The following is a 22,597-nucleotide window of genomic DNA, read 5'->3' on the forward strand; positions in this document are numbered from 1 at the left end:
GGACTGGAAACCTATGCCGTTGGCACCGTTTGCGGCCCGGAGAACCCCACAGGCAAACGCAACGTTGCGACAACGCCTCGCGGCACGCTCTCGGTGAGCGTGAGGCGCGCAGTGTCGCCATAGAGCACCCGCAGGCGCTCTCGAATATTCGTCAGGCCGACGCCCCCCGCAGGCTCGGGCACATTGCTTCGCACGGCGGCACGAAAGCCCGCGCCGTCATCCGCCACGCGCACCACCACTTGCCATTCGCCGTTCGCCGAACGCTCGCGCCGGGCGCTGACATCCACCGAAGCGCCGCCTGCAAGCGGTTCTACACCATGCTTGACCGCGTTCTCGACAAGCGGTTGCACCAGCATCGGGGGCACCTGCAACGTGCGGCAATCCTCGGGCAAATCGAGCGTGTAACGCAGCCGTTCGCCGAAGCGCACTTGCTGGATCGCCATCAAGGCTTCGAGCAGCGTGAATTCGTCGGCCAACGTCGTGACCTTGGCCCGTGTGGCCGCGAGCGACGCGCGCAAGAACCGGTTGAGATGCCCGAGCAAGGTCCGTGCGCGCGCCGGATCGCTCGCGATGAGCGAGTCCAGATTGGCGAGCACATTGAACAGAAAGTGCGGCTCCAGTTGCGCCTGCAGTGTCTGCAATTGTGCGTGGACGAGTGCCTTTTCCGCCGCCGCCTCGCGCAGCGCCTGCTGCGCCGTCGCTTCGCGCAACTGCGACAGCCGCGCGCGCGACCACCCGTGATACGTGCCGATGCCGGTGGCAAGCAACGCGATGAGCAGCACGATGGGCAGCGAGTGTCCGTTCAACGGCCGCCACATCGAGATCGGCAGTCCCAGCAGCGCGGTACCGATGGCGATGCCTGACACGAGCCCGGCCGCACAACCGAACGCCACGAGCAGCAGGAACGGCGCCGTCGCCGGCGCGCCGTCACGCCAGATCGCGCGCCGTCCACCGTCGACAAACGCGGTGATGGAAATGCCGATGCACTGACTGAAAACGAAATTCTGTACGAAGGTGCCACCGAAACCGACAAAAAAGAGGATCAGGGCGATGACCGTGTTGAAGAGCCCCACACCCACGAGTTCGCGAAAAAACGTCGGCCACAGGCCTCTCGTCACTTTGACGGGGCCTGCGTGTGCGCGCTCAACGGATTGCGGTTGTCTCATCGTCGACATGCGTTTCATGCGCCTGCCCCGCCTGTCATGGCGAGCGAGCCTGGCCCGGCTTCTGGCGCCCTTTGCGTTTGTTTTAGTGCCCCTGCTTGCTTATCGCTGTTCCTGCCGTTGCGGGTGACCGACGTTTCGGTGCCGCTCGCCCCACCTGCGCCCCCCGGCGCGGCGGTTGCCTCATGGTGCCACATCTGCGTCAGCGCGCTGTTGAGCACCCGCCCCGGCATCAGGACGGCAGCGCCGCCGGCGATCACTAGCCCGGCGTACAGGCCCAGCATCTGCCGGCGATGTGCGCTCACGTTACCCCGCCGTATCGCCACCACCGCCAGCACCAGACCGGTCAGCACGTAAGCCGAGAGTGCGTGCAGCCACGACAGATGGCCCCCGCCGAGTTCACGGATCCCGAAGCTCGTCGCTGCCGTCACGGCCATCGCCGCCACCCACAACCGGCCGACCCAACGGTGCCGCGATGTGCCGCGTCGCATGAGCAGAATACCGACGCCCAACAGTACGGCCGCTACCGCAGCCCCCAAGTGCATTCCCACCATCGTCGCCATGACGTCCTCGCTGTGTACGGATCATGGCGCTACGATAAAAACCTGTCCCGACGCACGCAGCCGTCTTGCGACGAATGGCGTCAACACGCCGCCAACGGCGAACGGCCGGCGCGAACGGCAAGCGACGGGCGGCGGGCATCGCGCGGTGACGTGCTGCGGCCGCGCATTTTCGCCGATGATTGTGACACGACGATGCCAGGTGTCACGCGTAAAAAAATAGACAAAAAAATCCCCGCGCTCCTCTCGGAGCACGGGGATCGATCAGGTTTGTCCTACTCAGGCTTACCCGGCGGTGGCTTCGGTCTCGTTGCTCACCTGCGGAGCGCTTTCGCCCTCGAAGGTGAAGCGCCCGTCGCGCCAGTCGACCGGAATGGTGTCCTTCGGCCCGAACTTGCCTGAGAGCACCAGCTTGGCGACCGGGTTCTCGATCTCCTGCTGAATCGCCCGCTTGAGCGGCCGTGCCCCGAACACCGGGTCGAAGCCTTCGCGCGCCACGTGCATGAGTGCCGCCTTGCTGACCTCGAGCGTCATGTCCAGCTTGGCCAGACGTTGACGCAGGATCTCGATCTGGATCGTGGCAATCGACTCGATATGCTTCTGGTCGAGCCCGTGGAACACCACGACTTCGTCGATCCGGTTCAGGAACTCCGGACGGAAGTGATCCTTGATCTCCGTCCACACCGCGTCCTTGATCCGCTCCTGAGGCTCGCCGACCATCGACTGGATCATCGACGAACCGAGGTTCGACGTCATCACGATCACCGTGTTCTTGAAGTCCACGGTACGGCCCTGCCCGTCGGTCATCCGGCCATCGTCAAGCACTTGCAGCAGCACATTGAATACGTCCGGATGAGCCTTTTCGACTTCGTCGAGCAGGATCACGCTGTACGGCTTGCGACGCACGGCTTCCGTCAGGTAGCCACCCTCTTCGTAACCGACATAGCCCGGAGGCGCACCGATCAGACGCGCCACGCTGTGCTTCTCCATAAACTCGCTCATGTCGATACGGATGAGGTGATCATCCGAATCGAACAGGAACATCGCCAGCGCCTTGCAAAGCTCGGTCTTGCCCACACCGGTCGGCCCGAGGAACAGGAACGACCCATACGGACGGTTCGGGTCCGCAAGCCCCGCACGCGAACGGCGGATGGCGTCGGCCACGGCGGTAATCGCCTCGTCCTGCCCCACCACGCGCTCATGCAGCTTGGCTTCCATATTGAGCAGCTTTTCGCGCTCGCCTTGCATCATCTTCGAGACCGGGATGCCCGTGGCTCGCGAGACCACTTCGGCGATTTCTTCAGTGCCCACCTGCGTGCGCAACAGACGCGGATGCGCCTGCTGGCCCGCCGCCTCTGCGGCAGCGGCATCCTTCAACTGCGCTTCGAGCTGCGGCAGCTTGCCGTATTGCAGCTCGGCCACCTTGTCGAGCTTGCCCTCGCGTTGCAGCTTCGTGATCTCGGCACGCACCCGGTCAATCTCTTCCTTGACCTGAGCGCTGCCTTGCACGGCAGCCTTTTCGGCCGTCCAGATTTCTTCGAGGTCGGCGTACTCACGCTCCAGGCGTGAAATCTCTTCCTCGATCAACCCCAGGCGCTTTTGCGACGCTTCGTCGGTTTCCTTCTTGACGGCTTCACGCTCGATCTTCAACTGGATCAGACGACGGTCGAGCTTGTCCATCACTTCCGGCTTCGAATCGATTTCCATCTTGATCTTCGAGGCCGCCTCGTCGATCAGATCGATGGCCTTGTCCGGCAGGAACCGGTCGGTAATGTAACGCTGGCTGAGTTCAGCCGCCGCCACGATGGCCGGGTCGGTGATCTCCACGCCGTGGTGCAGTTCGTACTTTTCCTGCAAGCCGCGCAGAATGGCGATGGTTGCCTCGACGCTCGGCTCGTCGACAAGCACCTTCTGGAAACGACGCTCCAGAGCGGCGTCCTTCTCGATGTACTTGCGGTATTCGTCGAGCGTGGTCGCGCCGATGCAATGCAGTTCGCCACGCGCGAGCGCGGGCTTGAGCATGTTGCCGGCGTCCATCGCGCCTTCGGCCTTGCCGGCACCGACCATCGTATGAATCTCGTCGATGAACAGAATCGTGCGGCCTTCGTCCTTGGCAATGTCGCTCAGCACGCTCTTCAGGCGCTCTTCGAACTCGCCGCGGAATTTCGCGCCGGCGAGCAGCCCCGCCATGTCGAGGGCGAGCACGCGCTTGTTTTTGAGCGACTCCGGCACTTCGCCGTTGACGATACGCTGAGCGAGGCCTTCCACGATGGCGGTCTTGCCCACGCCCGGCTCACCGATGAGTACCGGGTTGTTCTTCGTACGGCGTTGCAGAATCTGGATCGTGCGGCGGATTTCGTCGTCGCGGCCGATCACCGGGTCGAGCTTGCCGAGGGCAGCGCGTTCGGTCAGATCAAGCGTGTATTTCTTGAGGGCTTCGCGTTGGCCTTCGGCTTCCTGGCTGTTCACGGACTGCCCGCCGCGCACGCCCTGAATGGCCGCTTCCAGCGACTTGCGCGTCAGGCCACGAGCGCGGGCGAGCTTGCCCGTTTCGCCCTTGTCGTCGGCGAGCGCCAGCAGGAACATTTCGGTGGCGATATAGCTATCGTCATGTTTCTGCGCTTCCTTGTCGGCCTGATTAAGCAGGCCCGCGAGTTCTCGGCTGACCTGCACGTTGCCGTCGGTGCCCTGCACCTGCGGCAGCTTCGCAATGGCCGTCTCGACGTCATGCGCCAACGGCTGGACCTGCACGCCTGCGCGTTGCAGCAACGAGCGCGCAGCGCCCTCGGGCTCTGCGATCAGCGCCGCGAGAAGATGCAGCGGCTCGATGTACTGCTGATCGCGACCGACTGCCATGCTTTGGGCATCAGCCAGCGCTTCCAGGAACTGCGTGGTGAATTTGTCTTGTCGCATCTAGTGCTCCGGTTAGAAATCTTTCTGGATCGGATGTGCGGACAATCCCCTGGGGTTTCAAGGGGCATTACAGCGCGACGATTGACATTTCGCGCCACGCCGGTGAAAGCCGGTATCAGGGCTTGCGACGGGAGGGTTCGGCAGCGTGAAACAACCGCAGGACACGCCCAGGTTTGAAGCTCATAATAGCCACTTTTAGCGTGCCGCACCATGCGTCGTTCCGGCGCCGAAACACGAGAAGTGGCGCGGGCGCCCACCCCGGTGATTCCCCCCAATGCCTGCTGAAACATCCCACCAAACACCCGGCGAATGGCCCGAAAAGCGCCTCGCGGAGATTGACGAAGATGCCGTGCGCCTGCTCGTCCACACGTTCTACGGGCGGATTCGCGACGACGACATGCTCGGGCCGGTTTTCCGGCAAGCGCTCGAAGGCCGCTGGGACATGCATCTGGAAAAAATGGTGGGGTTCTGGTCCAGCATCGTGCTCGGCGCAAAACGGTACCGCGGCAACGTGACGCAGGCTCACCAGCCCTTTGGTCACCTGAGCGGAGCGCATTTCAGCCGCTGGCTCGCCCTATTCTTCGATACGCTGGATAACCTGTTCGAGCCGCAGGCCGCCTTCGCCTTTGCGGAGCCGGCCATCCGTATCGCGGAGAGCCTTCAATTGAATCTGTTCGGATGGGAGTACACGCTGCCCCCGGCGCAGAAGGCGCTACTCGACAGCGTGAAGCAGGCAAGACCGACGCAGCCCCACGCATGACTCGCATGACCTGATCGGCGAAAATTCCGAACGTTTGCCGACGTTTTTTAGCAAAAAACAGAAAATCAGCGATTTTCCGCCGAGCCAGACGTTTCGGCCGTCACCCAGCGGTCCCGCGCAGCAGTATCGGTCTCGCGCGCATCGACCCAGCGCTCGCCCTGCGGCGTCGATTCCTTCTTCCAGAACGGCGCCTCGGTCTTCAGATAGTCCATGATGAACTCGCACGCGGCGAAGGCATCCCCCCGATGGGCCGACGTGACAGCGACCAGCACGATCTGATCGCCCGGCCCCAGATCGCCGTAGCGGTGGATCACCAGCGCGTCGAACAGGCGCCAACGCTCGCGGGCCTGCACGACGATCGCCTCCAGCGCCTTCTCCGTCATGCCCGGATAGTGCTCGAGGGTCATGCGCGAAACATCCTTGCCGTCGTTCAGATCACGCACCGTGCCGACAAAGCTCGCCACAGCCCCCACACGCAGATCGCCCGCGCGCAGTTGGCGAATCTCCTCCGACAGGTCGAAATCCTCCGTCTGTACGCGAATCGGCATGGTGGCGGTGTCTCCTTGTTCAGTGTTTCGCTATGGCGGGTAAGCGATTGCGGCTCAACCGCCCGTGACGGGCGGGAAGAACGCGACTTCGCACCCCTCGGTCAGGCGCGTGGCGGCCGGCACCATCGTATGGTTTAGCGCCATGCGCAGCGAGCGCTGCGCCCCCAGCGTCTCGGCCCAGACCGGGCCGCGACCGCACAGCCACTGACGCACGTCTCCCACCGTGGCAATCCCGGCCGGAACCTCGACGCGCTCCTCAGCGACATTCAGCGCCTCACGGACGCTGGCGAAAAAGCGAAGATCGATCTGCATAGTCTGGCTGGCCCACCGCAAATGCAACGGGCCTGTCTCTCAATATAGGAGGTCGGAGAACGGCAGGAACGCCACTGTCTGCCCGGCTTCGATGCGATGGCCCGGGGGATTGTCGATGAGGCCGTCGCCCCACACGGTCGACGTGAGGACCGCCGAACTCTGGTTGGGAAAGGCGTCAAGGCCGCCCTGAGCATTGATCCGGGCGCGCACGAACTCGTTGCGGCGATCCGCCTTCGTCTGCGTGAAATCGGCGCGCATGGCGATGCGACGCGGCGCCACGTCCGTGACACCCTGCAATCGCAAGATGAACGGACGCACGAACAGCAGGAATGTCACGAAGCTCGACACCGGATTGCCCGGCAAGCCGATGAAGTGCGCCGTCTCGCCGCCCGCACGATTGACTTCACCGTACGCCAGCGGCTTGCCCGGCTTGAGGGCGATCTGCCACAGACTGAGGCGGCCCTCGGCCTCCACCGCCGGTTTGACGTGATCTTCCTCCCCCACCGACACACCGCCGGACGTGAGGATCAGGTCGTTGGCACGTGCGGCGTCGCGCAGAATCGCCCGCGTGGCAGCCAGATTGTCCGGGACGATGCCGTAATCGGTCATCTCGCAACCCAGATTCTCCAACAGGCTACGCAGCACGAAGCGGTTGGAGTTGTAGATGCTGCCCGCGCGCAACGTCTCGCCGGGCATCGTCAGTTCGTCACCGGTGAAGAACACCGCCACACGCAGGCGGCGTGCGACTTGCAGCTTCGCCATACCGATGGAGGCAGCCAGCCCCAGCGCAGGCGCCCGCAGCCGCATGCCTGCGGCGAGCACAACGCTGTCGCGCCGAATATCCGCCCCTTGCCGATTGACGAATTCACCTTCGGCCGGGGTATGACGAATGACGACCGAACCATCGCCGCGAGCCTCGCACTGCTCTTGCATAACGACGGCATCGGCACCTTGCGGCACCGGCGCCCCCGTGAAGATGCGCGCCGCCGTACCGCCGGCGAGCGGCTCGGGCGCCTGCCCCGCCGGAATGCGTTGCGAGACCGGCAACACCGTCTCGCCCCCCGGCAAATCGGCCACCCGCACCGCGTAACCGTCCATGGCACTCGTGTCCATGGGGGGCACGTCGAGGGTGGCGATCACGTCGGCCGCCAGCACGCGGCCGTTGGCCGCCAGCGTGTCGACCGTCTCACTCCGATCGAGCGGGCGGGCGGCCGCCAGCACGGCATCAAGCGCTTCTTGTGTACTCAGCATGACGAATGGCCCGGAAGTCAGAGGACAGAGCAATCGCCGGCTTACAGGCCGGTGTGCTCCGCGATGTAGGCCTTCACGCGAGCCACGTCGTTCGGCACGGTCTCGAAACGTTGCGGCAGCGATTCGAGCTGCTCGAACCCGGCAGGCCGCGGCGGCTCACGATGCAACGCCTCGCGAATCGTCTCGGCAAACTTCGCGGGCTGCGCGGTCTCGAGCACCACCATCGGCACACCGGGCTCGAGGGCTTCGCGAGCCACCTTTACGCCATCGGCCGTGTGCGTATCGATGACCACGCCGTAGCGCTTGGCCACGTCCTGAATCGTCGTCACGCGATCGGCGTGCGTGCTGCGGCCTGAAACGAAACCGAACTGCGCCACTCGGGCAAACGCCTCGGTACCCGACAGATCGAAGCCGCCTTCGCGCTCCACTTTCGACAGCAGCCCGGCGGTCGCCGTGGCATCGCGACCCAGCAGATCGAACAGGAATCGCTCGAAATTCGATGCCTTCGAGATGTCCATGCTCGGGCTGCTCGTGTGGAACGTTTCGGCGGATTTGCGCACGCGGTAACGGCCCGTGCGGAAGAATTCGTCGAGCACGTCGTTCTCGTTCGTCGCCACGACCAGCTTGCGGATCGGCAGGCCCATCATGCGCGCGATATGGCCCGCGCAAACGTTGCCGAAGTTGCCCGACGGCACCGTGAACGACACTTCGCCGTCCTGCCCTGCCTTGCCGCCCGTGGCCGCGAAATACCCCTTGAAGTAGTACACGACCTGCGCCACGACACGCGCCCAGTTGATCGAATTGACCGTGCCGATCTTGTAGCGCGCCTTGTAGGCATGATCGTTCGAGACCGCCTTGACGATATCCTGCGCATCGTCGAATACGCCTTCGACCGAGAGGTTGAAGATGTTCGGGTCTTGCAGGCTGTACATCTGTGCCGTCTGGAACGCGCTCATCTTGCCCGCAGGCGAGAGCATGAAGACGCGAATGCCTTCCTTGCCGCGCATGGCGTACTCGGCCGCGCTGCCCGTGTCACCCGACGTCGCGCCGAGAATGTTGAGCGCGTCGCCATGCTGCGCCAGTGCGTACTCGAACAGGTTGCCCAGCAACTGCATGGCCATGTCTTTGAACGCGAGCGTCGGGCCGTTCGAGAGCGCCAGCAGCGAGAGTTGCGAGTCCTTCTCGACACCTAGCGGCAGCAGCGGCGTGATCTCGGCGGCGTCCTCCCCCGGACGCACGTTGCAGTACACCTCGGCGGTGTACGTGCGCTTCGTCAGGTCCGCCAGCGTTTCAGCCGGAATATCGCCCGCGAACTTGGTCAGCACCTTGGCGGCCAGATCGGCGTACGACAACTGTCGCCAGGCGCGCAACTCGTCGGCAGTCACTTGCGGGTATTGCGTCGGCAGATACAGGCCACCATCCGGTGCCAGACCGCCGAGCAGAATGCTGGAAAACGATTGCGGCTCGCCCGAGGTCAGGCCCGCGCCGCGCGTGGAGATGTATTTCATGTGGGTCGTGTCCTGTCGTATCGGTTCATGTGGCCAGACGCCGGCGCCCAGGCGCTCAGCTCAACGCTTCCATACGGATGCGCGTGACCTTCGAGAGCACCGTTTCCATGGCCTCGATCTTTGCGATCGCCGAGTTGATGTGCTTCTCCTGGGTCTGGTGCGTCAGGAGGATGATGTCGGTCTGGTGCTCGCCTTCGCGCGATTCCTTTTGCAGCAGCGCATCGATGGAAATATCCAGGTCGGCGAGGATGCGCGTGAGCGCCGCCATCACGCCAGCACGGTCGACCACGCGCAAGCGCAGGTAGTAGCTCGTGGTGACTTCGTCGATCGGCAGCACCGGCGTATTCGACAGCGCGTCGTGCTGGAAGGCCAGATGCGGCACGCGATGCTCCGGATCGGCCGTTTGCAGACGCGTCACGTCGACGATGTCGGCCACCACGGCCGAGGCGGTCGGCTCGGCGCCTGCTCCCTTGCCGTAATACAGCGTGGCGCCCACGGCGTCACCCTGCACCAGCACGGCGTTCATGGCCCCTTCCACGTTCGCGATGAGACGTTTGGCCGGAATCAGCGTCGGGTGCACGCGCAGCTCGATGCCCGCCTCCACGTGACGCGTGATACCCAGCAACTTGATGCGATAGCCCAGCTCTTCCGCATACTTGATGTCGAGTGCCGACAGTTTGGTAATGCCTTCGATATACGCGCGATCGAACTGCACCGGCACGCCGAAAGCGATCGCGCTCATGAGCGTGAGCTTGTGCGCGGCGTCCACACCTTCGATGTCGAAGGTCGGATCGGCTTCTGCGTAGCCCAGACGCTGCGCGTCGGCCAGCGCCACGTCGAAGTCGATGCCCTTGTCGCGCATCTCCGAAAGAATGAAGTTCGTGGTGCCGTTGATGATGCCGGCGATCCACTGGATGCGGTTGGCGGTCAGGCCTTCGCGCAGCGCCTTGATGATGGGGATCCCCCCGGCGACTGCCGCTTCGAAAGCGACCATCACGTTGGCCTTGCGCGCGGCGGCGAAGATCTCGTTGCCATAGACGGCCAGCAGCGCCTTGTTGGCCGTGACCACGTGCTTGCCGTTCTCGATCGCCTTGAGCACCAATTCCTTGGTGAGGTCGTAGCCGCCGATGGTTTCGACCACGACGTCGATGTCCGGGTCGTTGACCACCTCAAACGGATCGCCCGTCACGACGGCCGCATCGCCGACGAGGCCGCGGGCGCGTTCGACGTTGCGCACCGCGACCTTCGTAATCTCGATGCCCCGGCCGGCGCGACGTTGAATTTCTTCCTGGTTGCGAGCGAGTACCTGGAAGGCACCGAAGCCCACCGTGCCAAGGCCGAGCAGGCCCAATTTGATCGGTTTCATGCAGTTTTACTCAAAAGTCGAAATCGGTTGGCGCGCATCACTTGCCGTGGCGACGGCGATAACCGTCCAGGAAGCGGGCAATGCGACTGATGGCGTCTTCCAGGTCGCCCTCGTGAGGCAGGAACACCACGCGGAAATGGTCGGGATGCATCCAGTTGAAGCCGCTGCCCTGCACCAGCAGGACCTTCTCTTCGAGCAGCAACTGGAGGATGAAGTCCTGATCGTTGGCGATGGGATACACCGCAGGATCGAGACGCGGGAACAAGTACAGCGCCGCCTTCGGCTTCACGCAGGTCACACCGGGAATGTCGGTGAGCATACGGTGGGCGATCTCGCGCTGCTCGTACAGGCGCCCGCCCGGCACGATCAGGTCATTGATGCTCTGATAGCCGCCCAGCGCCGTCTGAATGGCGTACTGGCCCGGCACATTCGGGCACAGACGCATCGAGGCCAGAATGTTCAGCCCTTCGATGTAGTCGCGCGCCGGACGCTTGTCGCCCGACACCACCATCCAGCCTGAGCGATAGCCGCAAGCGCGATAGCTCTTGGACAGGCCGTTGAACGTAATGGTGAGGACATCCTCGGAAAGCGACGCGATCGAGGTGTGCTCTGCGCCGTCGTAGACGATCTTGTCGTAAATCTCGTCGGCGTAAATGATGAGCTTGTGCTCGCGGGCGAGCGAGACGATATCCTTGAGGAGTTCGTCCGAATACAGCGCCCCGGTCGGGTTGTTCGGGTTGATGAGGACGATCGCCCGCGTATTCGGGGTGATCTTCTTGCGGATATCCGCCAGATCGGGCTGCCAGTCGGCTTGCTCGTCGCAGAGGTAATGCACCGGCGTGCCGCCCGACAAGCTGACCGCAGCCGTCCAGAGCGGGTAATCGGGGGCAGGTACCAGGACTTCGTCGCCGTCGTTGAGCAACGCCTGCATGGCCATCACGATCAGCTCCGACGCCCCGTTGCCGAGGTAGATGTCGTCGAGCCGCACATCTTTGATGCGCTTTTGCTGGCAGTAGTGCATGATCGCCTTGCGCGCCGCGAACACGCCCCGCGAATCCGAATAACCGGCCGAATTCGGCAGATTACGGATCATGTCCTGCACGATCTCGTCGGGCGGCTCGAAGCCGAACGGCGCGAGATTACCGATGTTCAGCTTGATGATGCGATGACCTTCGTCTTCCATGCGCTTGGCATGTTCGAGCACGGGCCCACGAATGTCGTAACAGACATTCTGCAATTTCTGCGATTTGAGGATCGGTTTCACGGCGGTAGTGGTCTTGACGGGCGGCGCAGCGTCCGAACGGGCCGGCAGCAGGCGGGACGCACGGCGGACCGGCGGTCCGCAAGCGTGTGCGCGAAGCGCACATGACACCGCGTCCCCCCCGGTTTCGGCGTGGCAAATGCCGCACTGCAACGGTTTTGCCGTGCTGCGTACGGCAAAAAGCTATAATTTAGCCAATTATGACAGAGTTCGGCAATGCATCATTGACGGTTTGCGCCACGCGAGGCAAGATGCCCGACCGTTGCACGACCCGCCGACGCTCGTCGACCACTGGATAACCATTGGTTAACCCCATGGGTAGGGAATCTCCGAAAGTGAAACTGCATCAAGACCCGTCGCAAGCATTGAACACTGTCACCGGCTACGGCCCCGGCTACGTCGAGGTGAACAAGGTTCGTCACGAACAAAGTGTGATCATTGCGCCCGAGGGCGAGATTCAGGCCTGGCCGGTGTCGCGCTTCGACGCGCTCGATCCGTCCCATTTCGAAAAGCTGCGCGCCCTCGACCCCGAGGTCGTCATCTTCGGCAGCGGCAATCGCCTGCGCTTCGCCCATCCCCGGCTGACCAGCACGCTCACCAGCACCCGTATCGGCGTGGACTCCATGGACACCCAGGCGGCCTGCCGCACCTACAACATTCTGATGAGCGAAGGACGCCGGGTCGTGCTCGCGCTGCTCATCGAGACCGAGGCGGCTGAGTGAGCCGCCGCCCGCTCGCCTCCGGCCTATCGGCCGAACCCCTCGCTCCACCTCCGCTCTCAGCGTCCAACGCCTCCAACGCGCCCCCCTCGTCCTATCCGCTGTCCCCCGCTGCTTTCTGGCTGCTTCTTGTGGCGTTCGCGCTTGTGTGGTTCGGCGCGCTCGATTATCGCCATCTGATTGCGAGCGACGAAGGGCGTTATGCGGAAATGGCACGCGAAATGTGGGTCACCGGCGACTGGATTACGCCGCGCTACAACGGCTACAAATATTTCGAGAAGCCGCCGCTGCAAACCTGGATGAACGCGCTCACCTTTGTCGCCTTCGGACTCGGCGAATGGCAAGCCCGGCTGTGGACAGCGCTCACCGGCTTTGCCGGTGTGCTGATGGTTGGCTTCACCGGCCGCCGGGTGTTCAATGCGCGTGTCGGCCTGTTCGCCGCCGCAGCGCTGGCCTGCGCGCCGCTGTGGTCGCTGCTCGGGCACTTCAACGTGCTCGACATGGGCCTGTCGTTCTTTATGGGCCTTTCACTGTGCGCACTGCTGCTGGCCCAGCGCCCAGGGCTGGCGCGCGCCGCCGTGCGCGGCTGGATGTGGCTGTGCTGGGCGGCCATGGCGCTCGCCGTGCTGAGCAAGGGGCTGGTCGGCATCGTGCTGCCGGGCGGCGTGCTCGTCATCTACACGTTCGTCGCACGCGACTGGGCCTTGTGGCGGCGCCTGTATCTGGGCAGCGGCCTGATCGTCTTCTTTGCGATTGCGGCCCCGTGGTTCGTGCTCGTGCAGATTCACAATCCGGAATTCTTCGACTTCTTCTTCATCAACGAGCACTTCCGCCGCTTCGCGATGGCGGGCCACAATCGCGATGGCGCGCCGTGGTACTTCGTCCCCGTGTTCATCGTCGGCTTCCTGCCCTGGTTGTCGGTGCTGCCGGGTACCGTGCGCGCCACGCTGCGCATGCCGCGCCAGCCCAACGGCTTTGCCCCGGCGCTGATGCTCTGGGTGTGGTCGCTGTTCATCTTTGCGTTCTTCAGCGCCTCGCACTCGAAGCTGATTTCGTATCTGCTGCCCATCGCACCCGCCATGGCCCTGCTCTTCGGCCTGTATCTGGCACAGTTGCGCCGCGAAACGGTACGCCTGCATCTGGCCGGTTACGCGATCTTCCTGATCGCAGCGCTGGTCATGGTGGCCATCTTCGTGGGGCGCGCAGGCAGCGTGCGCAACCCGAACGAGTTGTACAAAGCCTTCCAGATCTGGTTGTACTTCGCACTCGGCATCGGTCTGGCGGGAACCCTCGTGGCCTGGCGGCTGGCGCGGCACAGCGCACGTCGCGCCCTGCTCACCTTTGCCGGCGCCATGCTGCTGCTTGTGATGGTCGGCGGCATGGGGCATGAAGTGTTCGGCCGCCAAAGCTCGGGCGTACTGCTCGTGCCGGCGATCGAGTCGGAGATGCAGCGTCTCGGGCCGAACGTGCCTTTCTATTCCGTGAATGTGCTCGATCACACCATGCCGTATTACCTCGGCCGCACGATGATCATGGTGCAGCATCCGGACGAACTCGAATTCGGCGTGACGCAGGAGCCGCAGAAGTGGCTGCCGACGCTTGATGACTTCTACGCCCGCTGGCGGGCCGACCCCAAAGCCCTCGCGCTGGTCGACCCGGGCACGTTCGGTCAGCTCGAAGCGCAACATCTGCCGATGCACATCATCGCGCGTGACAGTCGCCGCATAGTGATCTCGAAACCGCAGCCGGGAGACAACGTAAAATAGCGCGCTTGCCCGTCGATTGACTTGCTTCCCCGATCATTCGCGCCGCACAGCGGCAGCATTACGAGGCCGGAGGCTTAGCAGGGCTAAGCGCCAGCCAATTTGCAACATCCATAATTGTTCACAAACGTTCACAAACGTTCCATGAATCTCGCTACGTTTTCCCTTATTCTCACGGGCGTGCTGCTCAACGCGTGCGCCCAGTTGTTGCTCAAGGCCGGTGCCGGCTCGATTGGCGCGCTCGAATTCACGCGCGCCAATATCGTCCCCATCGGCATCAAGCTCGCCACACAAGTACCGATCATGGGTGGGCTCGTCTGCTATGCCATTAGCGTGGTCGTCTGGATTCTGGCGCTCTCGCGCGTCGAAGTCTCGATCGCCTATCCGATGCTCTCGCTCGGTTATGTCGTGAACGCGGTCGCCGCCTGGTACCTGTTTGGCGAGACGCTGTCGATGCAACGTGTCGTGGCTATCGGCATCATTCTGATCGGTGTTTATATTCTGGCGCGCAGCTAAGGCTGTGAGCCGATGGAATCGACGCGTGCGCCGCATCAAGTGCTGACGCATCCCCCAATGCTTACCTGAGGCTTTGTCTTACATCATGAGCGACTCGGCAACCTCCCAATCGAATCAACCGTTCCTGCCGTTCACGCGGCCGAGCATCGACGACGCCACCATTGCTGGCGTCGCCGAGGTGCTGCGTTCCGGCTGGATCACCTCGGGCCCGCAAGTGCAGGCCTTCGAGAAAGCGCTGTCCGAGTTTTTTGGCGGACGCCCTGTGCGCGCCTTCAACTCCGGCACCGCGACGCTCGAGATCGGCCTGCGCCTCGCCGGCGTCCAAGGCGGCGACGAAGTCATCACCACGTCGCTGTCGTGGGTCGCTACGGCCAACGTGATTCTGGAAGTCGGCGCGACGCCCGTGTTTGTCGACGTCGATCCGGTCACGCGCAACATCGACCTCGATCTGCTCGAAAAGGCGATCACGCCCAAGACGCGCGCCATTATCCCCGTCTATCTCGCCGGACTGCCGGTCGATATGGACCGGCTGTACGACATTGCACGCCGTCACAACCTGCGCGTGATCGAAGATGCCGCGCAAGCGATGGGATCGACGTGGCGCGGCGAGCGCATCGGCGCCCTGGGCGATCTCGTGTCGTTCAGCTTCCACGCCAATAAGAATCTGACGTCCATCGAAGGCGGCGCCCTCGTCTTCAACAATGAGGACGAGGCACGTCTGGCCGAGAAGTACCGCCTGCAGGGCGTGACCCGCACCGGCTTCGACGGCATGGACGTCGACGTGCTCGGCGGCAAGTTCAACCTGACGGATGTCGCCGCCCGCGTCGGCCTCGGTCAGATGCCGCACCTGGCGGCATTCAACGCGCGTCGCAAGGAACTGGTCCGCCTGTACTTCGATACGCTCGCGGGAGGCCCCGCAGTGGCGTTGGGCCTCGGTCTGCCGCATGCCGACTTCACGAACTCGAACTGGCATATGTTCCAGGTCGAGTTGCCGCTGGAGCGGCTCACGATCACCCGTGCCGGCGTCATGGAAAAACTCAAGGCGCGCGGTATCGGCAGCGGCGTCCACTACCCTGCTATCCACCTGTTTACAATGTATCGTTCACTCGGCTTCCATGAGGGGCAGTTCCCGCATACGGAACGCCTCGGCCGCACGCTCTTGACGTTGCCGCTGTTCCCGGCCATGACCCATGCCGACGTTGCGCGCGTCTGCGAAGCCGTTAATGCCATTTGCGCTGATCATCAAAAATGAATTGTCCACAACTCTCCGTCGTCATCCCGGTTTATAACGAAGAGGCAGGACTTGCCGCCCTCTTCGACCGGCTGTACCCGGCGCTCGACCAACTGGGCGTGACTTACGAAGTGGTGTTCGTCAACGACGGCAGCCGCGACCGTTCTGCCGCGCTGCTCGCCGAGCAGTACCGCGCGCGTCCGGATGTGACGCGCGTTGTGCTGTTCAACGGCAACTATGGACAACACATGGCCATTCTGGCCGGCTTCGAGCACACGCGCGGCGAGTGGGTCATCACGCTCGACGCCGATCTGCAGAATCCGCCCGAAGAAATCGGCAAGCTCGTCGAGCAGTTGGCCGCAGGTCACGACTATGTCGGTACGGTGCGCATGAACCGTCAGGACACATGGTTCCGCCGCCATGCGTCGCGTGCCATGAACCGCCTGCGCGAGCGCATCACGCGTATTCGCATGACCGATCAGGGCTGCATGCTGCGCGGCTACAGCCGTCACATCGTCGACACGGTCAATCAGTGCCGCGAGATCAACACGTTCATTCCGGCGCTGGCCTACACGTTCGCGCAAAACCCCACGGAAGTGGATGTGGCTCACGAGGAACGCTTTGCGGGCGAGTCGAAGTATTCGCTCTATAGCCTGATTCGTCTGAATTTCGACCTCGTCACCGGCTTCTCGGTGGTGCCGCTGCAATGGCTCTCGGGCGTAGGCATCACACTGTCCGCCGCCTCCGGCCTGTTGTTCATTGTGCTGATCGCCCGCCGCTTCCTCTTCGGCTCGGAAGTCCAGGGGGTGTTCACGCTGTTCGCCGTCACGTTCTGCCTGCTTGGCGTGATTCTGTTCGGCATGGGTCTGCTCGGCGAATACATCGGCCGCATTTATCAGCAGGTTCGTCAGCGCCCGCGCTATCTGGTTCAGGCGGTGCTTGAAGAACACCCGTCGGGCCGTTCGGAGAACGCCGCCGGCGGCCCCTCAAGCGCCAGCCGGACCACCGGCGCGACGGAACTGGGATCGCACGCCTCATGAGCGCCAAAGCCGTCGTTTTCGCCTATCACAACGTTGGCGTGCGCTGCCTTCGGGTGCTGCTCGCGCGCGGCGTCGACGTCGCACTCGTCGTCACGCATCAGGACAATCCGAACGAGAACATCTGGTTCGGCAGTGTCGCCAGTGTCGCCGCCGAGCACGGCATCCCGGTCGTCACCCCCGACGATCCCGCCGATCCCGCGCTTGCCGAGCAAATTCGTGCCATTGCGCCGGATTTCATCTTCTCGTTCTACTACCGCCACATGATTCCCCCGGCGGTGCTCGAAGTCGCCCCTCGAGGCGCCTTCAACATGCACGGTTCGTTGCTGCCGAAGTATCGTGGCCGCGTACCGGTGAATTGGGCGGTTTTGAAGGGCGAAATAGAAACGGGCGCCACACTGCACGAAATGGCCGCCAAGCCCGACGCCGGGGCGATCATCGACCAGACGGCGGTGCCGATCCTGCCGGATGACACGGCCGGCGAAGTGTTCGAGAAAGTGACGGTCGCGGCCGAGCAGACGCTCTGGCGCTGCCTGCCCGGCCTGATCGCCGGCACGGCACCGCGTCATCTCAACGATCTGAGCGCGGGCAGCTACTTCGGCGGACGCAAGCCGGAAGACGGCCGTATCGACTGGTCGAAGCCGGCACAAGATGTCTATAACCTGATTCGCGCCGTTGCGCCGCCCTATCCCGGCGCATTTACCGACGCAGCGGACCACCGCTGGGTCGTCACGCGCGCCCGTCTGTCACGCTCGCCGGCTCCCTCCGGTTTGCCCTGCGGACTGCAAGTAGTGGATAATGCGCTCCTTGGCGTTTGCGGCGACGCAAATGCCATCGTCATTCATGAACTATTGCTGGACGGCAAGCCTGTCACGCCGGAACAGTTTTCCCAGCTCAATCACTGACCGTAATATGAAAAAAGTCCTGATTCTCGGTGTCAACGGGTTCATCGGCCACCACCTGTCGAAGCGCATCCTGGAGACGACCGACTGGGAAGTTTATGGCATGGACATGCTCACGGATCGCCTGGGCGATCTGATCAACCACGAGCGCATGCACTTCTTCGAAGGCGACATCACGATCAACAAGGAATGGGTCGAGTACCACGTCCGCAAGTGTGACGTGATCCTGCCGCTGGTGGCCATCGCCACGCCGGCCACCTACGTGAAGGCCCCGCTGCGCGTGTTCGAACTCGACTTCGAGGCGAACCTGCCGATCGTGCGCTCGGCCGTGAAGTACGGCAAGCATCTGGTGTTCCCGTCGACCTCCGAGGTCTACGGCATGTGCACCGACGGCGAATTCGATCCGGAAAACTCGCCGCTGATCTATGGCCCGATCAACAAGCCGCGTTGGATTTACGCCTGCTCGAAGCAGCTCATGGATCGTGTGATCTGGGGCTACGGCATGCAGGAAGGCCTGAACTTCTCGCTGTTCCGTCCGTTCAACTGGATCGGCGCAGGTCTCGACTCGATCTACACGCCGAAGGAAGGTTCGTCGCGCGTGGTCACGCAGTTCCTCGGCCACATCGCTCGTGGCGAGAACATCAGTCTGGTCGACGGCGGCCACCAGAAGCGCGCCTTTACCGATATTGACGACGGTATCGACGCGCTGGTACGCATCATCGACAACAAGAACAACATTGCCAGCGGCAAGATCTACAACATCGGCAACCCGACGAACAACTTCTCGGTGCGCGAGTTGGCCAACATGATGCTCAAGCTGGCCGCCGAATACCCCGAGTACGCCGACACGGCCAAGAAGGTTCAGCTTGTCGAAACCTCGTCGGGCGCGTACTACGGCAACGGCTATCAGGACGTGCAGAACCGCGTGCCAAAGATCGAGAACACCATGCAGGAACTCGGCTGGGCACCGACCACCTCGATGGACGACGCACTGCGCAAGATTTTCGAAGCGTATCGTAGCCACGTTGCCGAAGCTCGCCGTCTGGTCGAAGGCGAGTAACCGAGTTACGAGCCAAGGTGCAAAGCTCTGGCCCGCCGCCACTCGGTTGCGGGTAAGACATTGCACTGCACGCCCGGTGCGCCCTCGGCGCATCGGGCGTTTTTGACTCGACATTTTTCATTCGACATTCGGGAGATGGCGCGAAGTCTGCGCGATCCCCCACCTGAGGGCGGCTATGGCCAAGATTGTCCTGAAGATCGACGTCGACACGCTGCGCGGTACGCGTGAAGGCGTGCCCAATCTGCTTGCGGCACTGGCCGAGCACGAGGCACAAGCGACGTTCCTGTTCAGCCTCGGGCCGGATCACACCGGCTGGGCGCTCAAGCGCGTCTTCCGCCCCGGCTTTCTGAAGAAGGTCTCGCGCACTTCGGTCGTCGAACACTACGGCTTCAAGACGCTCATGTACGGCACCCTGCTCCCTGGCCCGGACATCGGGCTGCGCGCGGCCAGCGTCATGCGCACCGTTCAGGACGCCGGACACGAGACCGGCATCCACACGTGGGACCACACCTACTGGCAAGACAACGTGCGCACGCGCGACGCCGCCTGGACGCAGCGGCAGATGTCGCAGGCCTATGCACGTTTCACGCAGATCTTCGGCGCACCGCCGCTCACGCACGGCGCGGCCGGCTGGCAGATGAACAATGACGCCTTCCGGCAGATCGACGCCTGGGGCATGAAATATGCGTCGGACGGGCGTGGTACGGCGCCGCACTACCCGATCGTCGATGGCGTGCGCCTGAAACACGTGCAAATGCCGACGACGCTGCCCACTGTAGATGAGTTGCTCGGTATCGACGGCCGCGATATCAACGGCGTGGCCGAGCACCTGCTTGCCCTGACCCGCGATCCGGCGCAACATCACGTGTTCACGCTTCACGCAGAGCTTGAGGGCCAAAAACTGGCCCCGTTGTTCCGTCAATTGCTGGCCGGATGGCGTCGTCAAGGGCACGATCTGGTGACGATGGGCCAGTACTACGAGACGCTCGATCTCGCCTCGCTGCCGGCGCATCCCGTCGTGTGGGGCGAAATTCCGGGCCGCTCAGGCGATCTGATTCTCGAGGGGCAGGCCGTTGCCTGAACCCGCCTCGACCTGCTTCCCCGTTTCGGCCTTGAAAGGCCACCCAAGGAGACCATAGTGACGGTAGCCATCGACACTCCCGTGCCCGATTTCACCGCACCGGCCACCGGCGGCGATTTTTCGCTCAAGGCGCATCGCGGCCAGAAGGTGGTGATCTACTTCTACCCGAAGGACAACACCCCCGGCTGCACGACGGAAGGCATGAATTTCCGCGACAGCTATGATCAGTTCCGGGCTGCCGGCGCGCAGATCGTCGGCGTGTCGCGCGACAGCCTTCGATCGCATGAGAATTTCCAGCGAAAGCTCGAACTGCCTTTTGCGCTGATCTCGGACGGTGACGAAGCCGTCTGCAAGCTGTTCGGTGTCATCAAGTTGAAAAAACTGTATGGCAAAGAGCATTTGGGTATCGAGCGCAGCACCTTCCTGATCGACGAAAAAGGCGTGTTGCGCCAGGAGTGGCGTGGCGTGCGCGTGCCCGATCACGTTGCGGATGTCCTGGCTGCCGTACAGGCGCTCTGAACACCCGCCGGCACGTGCGATGCTCGGGGACAAATGGGCGCCGGGCATCGCCATTGAACCGGGACGGGCGCTATCTGTAAGGGTGTTGCGAACAGGTCGATAGCGGCCGTCGTCGAGAGCATTCGACGCTATACAAGTCCGGCAAGAGACGTTATAGTCGGCCGTAATGATCAAGCGCATTGAACGAGACTATTGCAGGCGTTGCCACGGCGGCGCCTTCAGCCAAGCCGCCTCTCCGGTGCGTCCGGGCAGGCGGCTTTTTTGTTGCCGGGACGTGTGGTATCGCTGTCTGTCCTGGCCGAGTAGTGTTGTGTTTTCTTGAACGGGAAATCTATGCCATTGCCATCGGCGCCGACCAAACCGGGCACGCTGCTTGCCCCGGAACAATTCCCCACTCGCCTCAAACCTTCGCGCACGGAGGCCAAGAAACCGATCCCCTCATCTGAACAACATGCACTGGGCGAGACGTCCGGTGCAGCAGGCACGGCCGAATTGAAGGTCGTCCCGAAAACAGGTCCGGTGACGCAGACTGCACCACAGCCGTCGCCCGCAGCACGCTCGCCCCAATCGCCTCCGGCAGCCGACTCGACCGGCGCAACCCCGTCTCTCAAGGCCGTGAAGTCGACGGCGACGAACGGTGGTTCGAAGCGTGCCCGCAACAAGGATCTGGAACCCGCCAAGCTCTTCGTGCTCGACACGAATGTGCTCATGCACGACCCGAGCAGCCTGTTCCGCTTCGAAGAGCACGACGTCTATCTGCCAATGATGACGTTGGAGGAGCTGGACAACCACAAGAAAGGCATGTCGGAAGTGGCGCGCAACGCGCGTCAGGTGAGCCGTACCCTTGATGGACTGGTCGCGGAAAGCGGCACGAAGTCGATGGCCGAGGGCATTCCCCTCTCCCGGCTCGGCAACAAGGACGCCACGGGCCGCCTGTATTTCCAGACCGATCTGCACGAAGTGCCGCCGCTCGAAGGATTACCGCAAGGCAAAGCCGACAATCAGATTCTCGGCGTCGTGCGCGCACTGCAGGACAAATTCCGCGATCGTCAGGTTGTGCTGGTGTCGAAGGACATCAACATGCGCGTCAAGGCGCATGCGCTTGGCCTGCCTGCGGAAGACTATTTCAACGACAAGGTGCTCGAGGACAGCGATCTGCTGTACTCGGGTGTGATGGCTCTGCCGCCGGACTTCTGGACCAAGCACGGCAAGGGCATGGAGAGCTGGCAGGACAACCGTACCGGCACCACGTTCTATCGCATTACCGGGCCGCTGTGCATGAATTTCCTCATCAACCAGTTCGTCTATCTGGAGACGAACAACGGTGAGGCCCCCTTCTACGCACAGGTTCGCGAGATCAACGGCAAGACGGCGCTACTGCAAACGCTGCGCGATTATGGGCACCACAAGAACAATGTGTGGGGCATCACGGCACGCAACCGCGAGCAGAACTTTGCGCTGAATCTGCTGATGAATCCCGAAGTGGACTTCATCACGCTGCTCGGTCAGGCCGGTACCGGCAAGACGCTGCTCGCCCTCGCTGCAGGCCTGGCACAAACGCTCGACGAGAAGCGCTACAACGAAATCATCATCACGCGCGCGACCGTGCCCGTCGGTGAAGATATCGGCTTCCTGCCGGGTACCGAGGAAGAGAAGATGCAACCGTGGATGGGCGCATTCGACGACAACCTCGAAGTGCTGCAAAAGACGGACGACTCCGCAGGTGAATGGGGCCGCGCGGCTACGCAGGAACTGATTCGCTCGCGACTTAAGGTCAAGAGCATGAACTTCATGCGCGGGCGCACGTTCGTGAACAAGTTCGTCATCATCGACGAGGCGCAGAATCTGACGCCGAAGCAGATGAAGACCCTCGTCACGCGCGCGGGTCCCGGCACCAAGCTGGTCTGTCTGGGCAACATCGCGCAGATCGATACGCCTTACCTGACCGAAGGCAGCTCGGGCCTCACCTACGTGGTGGATCGCTTCAAGGGCTGGGGTCACAGCGGACACGTCACGCTCGCGCGCGGCGAACGCTCGCGTCTGGCCGATTACGCGGCGGAAATTCTCTGACGTCTTCGGGCCAATGACGAGCATTCAACGCTCATCGCAACGGCGCCTTCGGGCGCC

20 protein-coding genes are annotated in these 22,597 nt (G+C 62.9%); 11 read left to right on the forward strand and 9 right to left on the reverse strand.

The window, feature by feature from the left end; all coding sequences use genetic code 11:
* Nucleotides 1-11 precede the first annotated feature (11 nt).
* From C266_RS00450 to clpB, 3 genes are all read right to left on the reverse strand, one after another.
* Nucleotides 12-1,175, reverse strand: a complete 1,164-nt coding sequence (locus C266_RS00450) for a sensor histidine kinase (protein ID WP_051126082.1) — start codon at nt 1,173-1,175, stop codon at nt 12-14.
* Nucleotides 1,176-1,180: 5 nt separating this feature from the next.
* A complete protein-coding gene (locus C266_RS25950) occupies nt 1,181-1,726 on the reverse strand; it encodes a DUF2306 domain-containing protein (protein WP_010803826.1) in 546 nt (181 codons plus the stop codon).
* 282 nt (nt 1,727-2,008) lie between these two features.
* On the reverse strand, nt 2,009-4,636 hold the full coding sequence (clpB, locus tag C266_RS00460; RefSeq protein WP_010803825.1) for an ATP-dependent chaperone ClpB: 2,628 nt from the start codon (nt 4,634-4,636) through the stop codon (nt 2,009-2,011).
* Nucleotides 4,637-4,985: 349 nt separating this feature from the next.
* Here clpB and C266_RS00465 point away from each other — a divergent pair, with 349 nt between their 5' ends.
* Complete coding sequence (locus C266_RS00465; protein WP_246831122.1) at nt 4,986-5,396, forward strand: group III truncated hemoglobin; 411 nt, start codon at nt 4,986-4,988, stop codon at nt 5,394-5,396.
* Between the two features lie 65 nt (nt 5,397-5,461).
* Here the strand turns inward: C266_RS00465 and moaE are convergent, their stop codons facing one another.
* The 6 genes from moaE to C266_RS00495 are packed head-to-tail and all read right to left on the reverse strand — an operon-like array spanning nt 5,462 to nt 11,645.
* Nucleotides 5,462-5,944 carry a molybdopterin synthase catalytic subunit MoaE gene (moaE, locus tag C266_RS00470; protein WP_010803823.1) on the reverse strand — a complete coding sequence of 161 codons (483 nt, stop codon included), beginning with the start codon at nt 5,942-5,944 and terminating at the stop codon, nt 5,462-5,464.
* A gap of 54 nt (nt 5,945-5,998) precedes the next feature.
* On the reverse strand, nt 5,999-6,256 hold the full coding sequence (gene moaD, locus C266_RS00475; RefSeq protein ID WP_010803822.1) for a molybdopterin converting factor subunit 1: 258 nt from the start codon (nt 6,254-6,256) through the stop codon (nt 5,999-6,001).
* Nucleotides 6,257-6,295: 39 nt separating this feature from the next.
* Nucleotides 6,296-7,507, reverse strand: coding sequence for a gephyrin-like molybdotransferase Glp (gene glp, locus C266_RS00480; protein WP_010803821.1), 1,212 nt, complete (start codon nt 7,505-7,507; stop codon nt 6,296-6,298).
* Between the two features lie 41 nt (nt 7,508-7,548).
* Nucleotides 7,549-9,015 carry a threonine synthase gene (gene thrC, locus C266_RS00485; protein WP_010803820.1) on the reverse strand — a complete coding sequence of 489 codons (1,467 nt, stop codon included), beginning with the start codon at nt 9,013-9,015 and terminating at the stop codon, nt 7,549-7,551.
* Between the two features lie 55 nt (nt 9,016-9,070).
* Nucleotides 9,071-10,381: a homoserine dehydrogenase gene (locus C266_RS00490; RefSeq protein ID WP_010803819.1), complete on the reverse strand. Its 1,311-nt coding sequence runs from the start codon at nt 10,379-10,381 to the stop codon at nt 9,071-9,073.
* Nucleotides 10,382-10,418: 37 nt separating this feature from the next.
* Nucleotides 10,419-11,645, reverse strand: coding sequence for a pyridoxal phosphate-dependent aminotransferase (locus tag C266_RS00495; protein WP_010803818.1), 1,227 nt, complete (start codon nt 11,643-11,645; stop codon nt 10,419-10,421).
* A 332-nt stretch (nt 11,646-11,977) separates the two neighbouring features.
* On the opposite strand from C266_RS00495, the gene C266_RS00500 reads away from it, so the two are divergent.
* The 10 genes from C266_RS00500 (at nt 11,978) to C266_RS00545 (ending at nt 22,540) form a co-directional block, all read left to right on the forward strand.
* Nucleotides 11,978-12,364 (forward strand): Mth938-like domain-containing protein, encoded by a 387-nt coding sequence (locus C266_RS00500; RefSeq protein ID WP_010803817.1) that lies wholly within the window; start codon nt 11,978-11,980, stop codon nt 12,362-12,364.
* Complete coding sequence (locus C266_RS00505) at nt 12,361-14,127, forward strand: glycosyltransferase family 39 protein (RefSeq protein ID WP_144265660.1); 1,767 nt, start codon at nt 12,361-12,363, stop codon at nt 14,125-14,127. The genes C266_RS00500 and C266_RS00505 overlap by 4 nt, the downstream gene beginning before the upstream one ends.
* 141 nt (nt 14,128-14,268) lie before the next feature.
* A complete protein-coding gene (locus C266_RS00510) occupies nt 14,269-14,640 on the forward strand; it encodes an SMR family transporter (protein ID WP_010803815.1) in 372 nt (123 codons plus the stop codon).
* Nucleotides 14,641-14,725: 85 nt separating this feature from the next.
* Nucleotides 14,726-15,892: a DegT/DnrJ/EryC1/StrS aminotransferase family protein gene (locus C266_RS00515; protein ID WP_010803814.1), complete on the forward strand. Its 1,167-nt coding sequence runs from the start codon at nt 14,726-14,728 to the stop codon at nt 15,890-15,892.
* A complete protein-coding gene (locus C266_RS00520; protein ID WP_010803813.1) occupies nt 15,889-16,911 on the forward strand; it encodes a glycosyltransferase in 1,023 nt (340 codons plus the stop codon). The genes C266_RS00515 and C266_RS00520 overlap by 4 nt, the downstream gene beginning before the upstream one ends.
* A complete protein-coding gene (locus C266_RS00525) occupies nt 16,908-17,813 on the forward strand; it encodes a formyltransferase (protein WP_010803812.1) in 906 nt (301 codons plus the stop codon). The genes C266_RS00520 and C266_RS00525 overlap by 4 nt, the downstream gene beginning before the upstream one ends.
* Nucleotides 17,814-17,820: 7 nt before the next feature.
* Nucleotides 17,821-18,870 carry a bifunctional UDP-4-keto-pentose/UDP-xylose synthase gene (locus tag C266_RS00530; RefSeq protein ID WP_010803811.1) on the forward strand — a complete coding sequence of 350 codons (1,050 nt, stop codon included), beginning with the start codon at nt 17,821-17,823 and terminating at the stop codon, nt 18,868-18,870.
* 175 nt (nt 18,871-19,045) lie between these two features.
* Entirely contained in the window at nt 19,046-19,951 is a 906-nt protein-coding gene (locus C266_RS00535) for a polysaccharide deacetylase family protein (RefSeq protein WP_010803810.1), read from the forward strand.
* A 57-nt stretch (nt 19,952-20,008) separates the two neighbouring features.
* Nucleotides 20,009-20,470, forward strand: coding sequence for a peroxiredoxin (locus C266_RS00540; RefSeq protein WP_010803809.1), 462 nt, complete (start codon nt 20,009-20,011; stop codon nt 20,468-20,470).
* 333 nt (nt 20,471-20,803) lie between these two features.
* Nucleotides 20,804-22,540, forward strand: coding sequence for a PhoH family protein (locus C266_RS00545; RefSeq protein WP_010803808.1), 1,737 nt, complete (start codon nt 20,804-20,806; stop codon nt 22,538-22,540).
* The last annotated feature ends 57 nt before the right edge of the window (nt 22,541-22,597 follow it).

This window comes from Pandoraea sp. SD6-2, from assembly GCF_000389825.1.
Lineage (GTDB): Bacteria > Pseudomonadota > Gammaproteobacteria > Burkholderiales > Burkholderiaceae > Pandoraea > Pandoraea communis.

What these genes read in the sequence shown, in the direction of transcription:
- C266_RS00450 (WP_051126082.1), bottom strand. Translation starts at nt 1,175, where the DNA reads ATGTCGACGATGAGACAACCGCAATCCGTTGAGCGCGCACACGCAGGC.
- C266_RS25950 (WP_010803826.1), bottom strand. Translation starts at nt 1,726, where the DNA reads ATGGCGACGATGGTGGGAATGCACTTGGGGGCTGCGGTAGCGGCCGTA.
- clpB (WP_010803825.1), bottom strand. Translation starts at nt 4,636, where the DNA reads ATGCGACAAGACAAATTCACCACGCAGTTCCTGGAAGCGCTGGCTGAT.
- moaE (WP_010803823.1), bottom strand. Translation starts at nt 5,944, where the DNA reads ATGCCGATTCGCGTACAGACGGAGGATTTCGACCTGTCGGAGGAGATT.
- moaD (WP_010803822.1), bottom strand. Translation starts at nt 6,256, where the DNA reads ATGCAGATCGATCTTCGCTTTTTCGCCAGCGTCCGTGAGGCGCTGAAT.
- glp (WP_010803821.1), bottom strand. Translation starts at nt 7,507, where the DNA reads ATGCTGAGTACACAAGAAGCGCTTGATGCCGTGCTGGCGGCCGCCCGC.
- thrC (WP_010803820.1), bottom strand. Translation starts at nt 9,015, where the DNA reads ATGAAATACATCTCCACGCGCGGCGCGGGCCTGACCTCGGGCGAGCCG.
- C266_RS00490 (WP_010803819.1), bottom strand. Translation starts at nt 10,381, where the DNA reads ATGAAACCGATCAAATTGGGCCTGCTCGGCCTTGGCACGGTGGGCTTC.
- C266_RS00510 (WP_010803815.1), top strand. Translation starts at nt 14,269, where the DNA reads ATGAATCTCGCTACGTTTTCCCTTATTCTCACGGGCGTGCTGCTCAAC.
- C266_RS00515 (WP_010803814.1), top strand. Translation starts at nt 14,726, where the DNA reads ATGAGCGACTCGGCAACCTCCCAATCGAATCAACCGTTCCTGCCGTTC.
- C266_RS00520 (WP_010803813.1), top strand. Translation starts at nt 15,889, where the DNA reads ATGAATTGTCCACAACTCTCCGTCGTCATCCCGGTTTATAACGAAGAG.
- C266_RS00525 (WP_010803812.1), top strand. Translation starts at nt 16,908, where the DNA reads ATGAGCGCCAAAGCCGTCGTTTTCGCCTATCACAACGTTGGCGTGCGC.
- C266_RS00530 (WP_010803811.1), top strand. Translation starts at nt 17,821, where the DNA reads ATGAAAAAAGTCCTGATTCTCGGTGTCAACGGGTTCATCGGCCACCAC.
- C266_RS00535 (WP_010803810.1), top strand. Translation starts at nt 19,046, where the DNA reads ATGGCCAAGATTGTCCTGAAGATCGACGTCGACACGCTGCGCGGTACG.
- C266_RS00545 (WP_010803808.1), top strand. Translation starts at nt 20,804, where the DNA reads ATGCCATTGCCATCGGCGCCGACCAAACCGGGCACGCTGCTTGCCCCG.